The sequence below is a fragment of the Microbacterium sp. B19 genome (assembly GCF_000333395.1).
Lineage (GTDB): Bacteria > Actinomycetota > Actinomycetes > Actinomycetales > Microbacteriaceae > Microbacterium.
The window spans coordinates 1-2,881 of sequence record NZ_BADA01000097.1 but is presented as its reverse complement, the minus strand read 5'-3'; the positions used below and the strand labels follow the sequence as shown (position 1 = coordinate 2,881).

4 protein-coding genes are annotated in these 2,881 nt (G+C 70.3%); 2 read left to right on the top strand and 2 right to left on the bottom strand.

Going from position 1 to position 2,881, the window contains the following annotated elements:
- The coding region (locus I5G_RS03315) for a siderophore-interacting protein (RefSeq protein WP_022877784.1) at positions 1-288 on the top strand (288 nt) is incomplete at its 5' end.
- A 7-nt stretch (positions 289-295) separates the two neighbouring features.
- Here the strand turns inward: I5G_RS03315 and I5G_RS03310 are convergent.
- Positions 296-1,069, bottom strand: a complete 774-nt coding sequence (locus I5G_RS03310; RefSeq protein WP_022877783.1) for an HAD-IIB family hydrolase — start codon at positions 1,067-1,069, stop codon at positions 296-298.
- Between the two features lie 169 nt (positions 1,070-1,238).
- Entirely contained in the window at positions 1,239-1,823 is a 585-nt protein-coding gene (locus I5G_RS03305) for a TetR/AcrR family transcriptional regulator (protein ID WP_022877782.1), read from the bottom strand.
- 84 nt (positions 1,824-1,907) lie between these two features.
- Here I5G_RS03305 and I5G_RS03300 point away from each other — a divergent pair, with 84 nt between their 5' ends.
- Positions 1,908-2,744 (top strand): SDR family oxidoreductase, encoded by an 837-nt coding sequence (locus I5G_RS03300; RefSeq protein ID WP_022877781.1) that lies wholly within the window; start codon positions 1,908-1,910, stop codon positions 2,742-2,744.
- Positions 2,745-2,881 lie beyond the last annotated feature (137 nt).

The following is a 2,881-nucleotide window of genomic DNA, read 5'->3' as shown; positions in this document are numbered from 1 at the left end:
TCTGCGGGCCCCGCGGGAGTCGAGGTCGTGTGGCTGCACCGCGGGGCAGCGTCGGCGGGGACGACCGCGCTGCTCACGGACGCGGTCGCGGCGTGGACGGTGCCCGACGGGCGGGGCCAGGTGTTCGCGCACGGGGAGCGCGAGGCGATGAAGGCGCTGCGCGACGTGTTCTTCCGCGTGTGGGGCCTGGAGCGGGCACAGGTGTCGCTGTCCGGCTACTGGGCGTACGGGCGCACCGAGGATCGATTCCAGGCCGAGAAGCGCGAGCCCATCGGCCAGATCCTCTGACGCGTCGTCAGGCCCGGGCGGGGAGCGTGGGGATCAGCCCGTCGAGGTAGTCGGCGGTGTCCTCCCACCCGTGCACCGCGTGGCACTCGACGCCCATGGCCAGGACCGGGTAGTCGTTGCCGTCGGGGTCGAGCCGGTCGCCGACGAAGAGCATGTCGTCGAGCGGGATACCGGTCGCGTCGGCGAGCTGGCGCATGCCGTAGGCCTTGTCGATGCCGCGGTGGGTGATGTCGACGGAGGTCGAGCCGCCCGAGCGCACCTCGAGGTCGGGGATCCGGGCCGCGACGGCCTCACGAAGTGCGTTCTTCTTCTCGCCGGTCGGGTCCCACGCCATCTTCGCGTCGAGCGGAGCGGTCTGGCCGAGGGCCGAGAACGTGATCTGCGATCCGCGGTCCTCGAGGATGTCGCCCCACGGCTCGGCCTCCCAGAGACCCAAGCGCTCGGCTTCTTCGCGGACCGCGCTGAGGGCGCGCGTCTTCTCATCCTCGGTGAGCGAGTGCGCGTAGACGGTCTCGATCCCGTCGCCGCTCAAGCGGTAATACTGCGTGCCGCACGTCGGCATGAGGTGCAGGTGCGAGAGGAGCGCCGGATCGGCGGCGGGCAGGCGGTCCACGACCTGCGACCGGAACTGCTGGAGCTGACCGCCCGAGATGATCGCGACCTCGACGCGCTCGGCGAGGGCGAGCAGCAGATCGCCCATGCGCGGGTCGATCGCGGTCTTGGAGGGGGCGAGCGTGTCGTCGAGGTCGAAGGCGACGAGGCGGGGCGAGGTATCGGACACGAGGCTCCTGAGGGCGGGGTGAGGGCGGTATCTCGACACAACAGAGGCTCCGCCCGGTGGGGGAGCCTCGCTGCGATCGGCCTCGGCCGGCCGTGAGGTCGATGCCCGCGCGCGGGACGAGGTTGACTGCAATGGTATCCGAGGCGGACGAGATCCCCGGTCGCGCCGGTCAGGTGCTGCCGCGGACGGTGGCGATGGCTCGGTCGTAGAGTTCGGCGAGGTCGAGCGTGCCGTCGCTGCGCGCCCACGCTTCGCCCGCCGTATCGAGGCAGGCGATCGCAGCGGCGATGATCGCGGCGGCCGACACGTCGTCGGCATCCGGTCCGAGGCGGGCGCGGATGTCGGGGAGCAGCAGCGACTGCCAGTGTCGATGCTTCTCGGCGCTGCGGCTGAGCAGAGAGGGCGTGTCGTACATCATGCGAGCGATCTTGAGCAGGTCGCTCGAATCGCGTTCGAGCGCATGCACCGCGTCGAGAGCGCGACGCAGCGCCTCCCACGGGCCGATGTCAGTGGGTATGTCCTCGAGTGCGTCGCGGAGGCGCTCGCCGTCGCGGGCCAGGTCGCCGAGGAGGACGTCCTCCTTGGTGCCGAAGTAGCGGAAGAACGAACGGCGCGAGATGCCGGCGGCCGCGGCGATCTGGTCGATGGTCGTCTGCTCGAACCCCTGGTCGAGGAACAGGCGCATCGCAATTCCGGAGATCTCGGCGTAGGCGGCGCGGCGCGATCGCTCCCACAGTGAGGCTTCGGCATCCATCTCCGTAGCTTAGCTCATGTGCCTAGTTGACACTTAGTGCCAGTCGGGCATAGCGTGTCGGCATCCACGAACGAAGGACACCCCATGCCACGTCTCGATTTCCCCGCCCACACCGTGCTCGTCACCGGCGCATCGTCCGGGATCGGCGCCGCATTCGTCGAGGCCCTCGCGGCGCGCGGGGCGAACCTCGTCCTGGTCGCGCGCCGTGGTGACCGGCTCGAGGATCTGGCGCGATCGGTCCGCGCGCGGCACGGCGTCGAGGCGACGCCGATCGTGGCGGACCTCGCGTCGCCGACGGCGGCCGCGGATCTGCGCGATCAGGTCCGCCGCGCAGGCGTGCGGGTCACCGGCGTGATCAACAACGCGGGCTTCGGAACGTTCGGGAAGTTCGTCGACGACGATCCCGGGCGGCTCGCGCAGGAGATCGCGGTCGACGTCTCCGCGCCCGTGGAGATCAGCCGCGCGTTCCTTCCCGACCTCCTGGCCGGCGGAGCGGGATTCCTGATCAATGTCGCGAGTATGGCGGCGTATGCTCCGACACCGCGCATGGCGGTGTACGGCGCGGCGAAGGCCTTCGTCCTGAGCTTCACCGAGGCGTTGTGGGCCGAGACGAAGAAGACCGATGTCGTGGTGTTCGCCGTGTCTCCCGGTGCGACGCAGACGGAGTTCAACAGCGTCGTTGGCACGGAGGATGCCACGTCGGGCGCGACGATGCGGACGGCGGACGACGTCGTGCGCACCGCCCTCGGTCACCTCTCGCGGCGGAATCCGGGACCGAGCGTCATTGACGGCGAGGGTAACCGGTGGTCGGCTCGGCTTCTCGGGCTGCTGCCCCGGCGCGCCGTCGCGGCTCTCATGGAGCGCGTCACGGACCCCGCTCGACGGGCCGAAGCCGCCCGCTCGAGATCCCAGGCGGGATGACTTGCCGCTCAGGCGCGGTCGCCGAGTGCTGCGTGAAGGCGACTCGTGAGGTGGGACATCGCCTCTTCCATCGCCGCGGTGGAGTCGTCTTCCGCCAGGCCGAATCGCTTCAGGTCGCGAGCAAGCCGTCGTCGATC

What these genes read in the sequence shown, in the direction of transcription:
- I5G_RS03305 (WP_022877782.1), bottom strand. Translation starts at nt 1,823, where the DNA reads ATGGATGCCGAAGCCTCACTGTGGGAGCGATCGCGCCGCGCCGCCTAC.
- I5G_RS03300 (WP_022877781.1), top strand. Translation starts at nt 1,908, where the DNA reads ATGCCACGTCTCGATTTCCCCGCCCACACCGTGCTCGTCACCGGCGCA.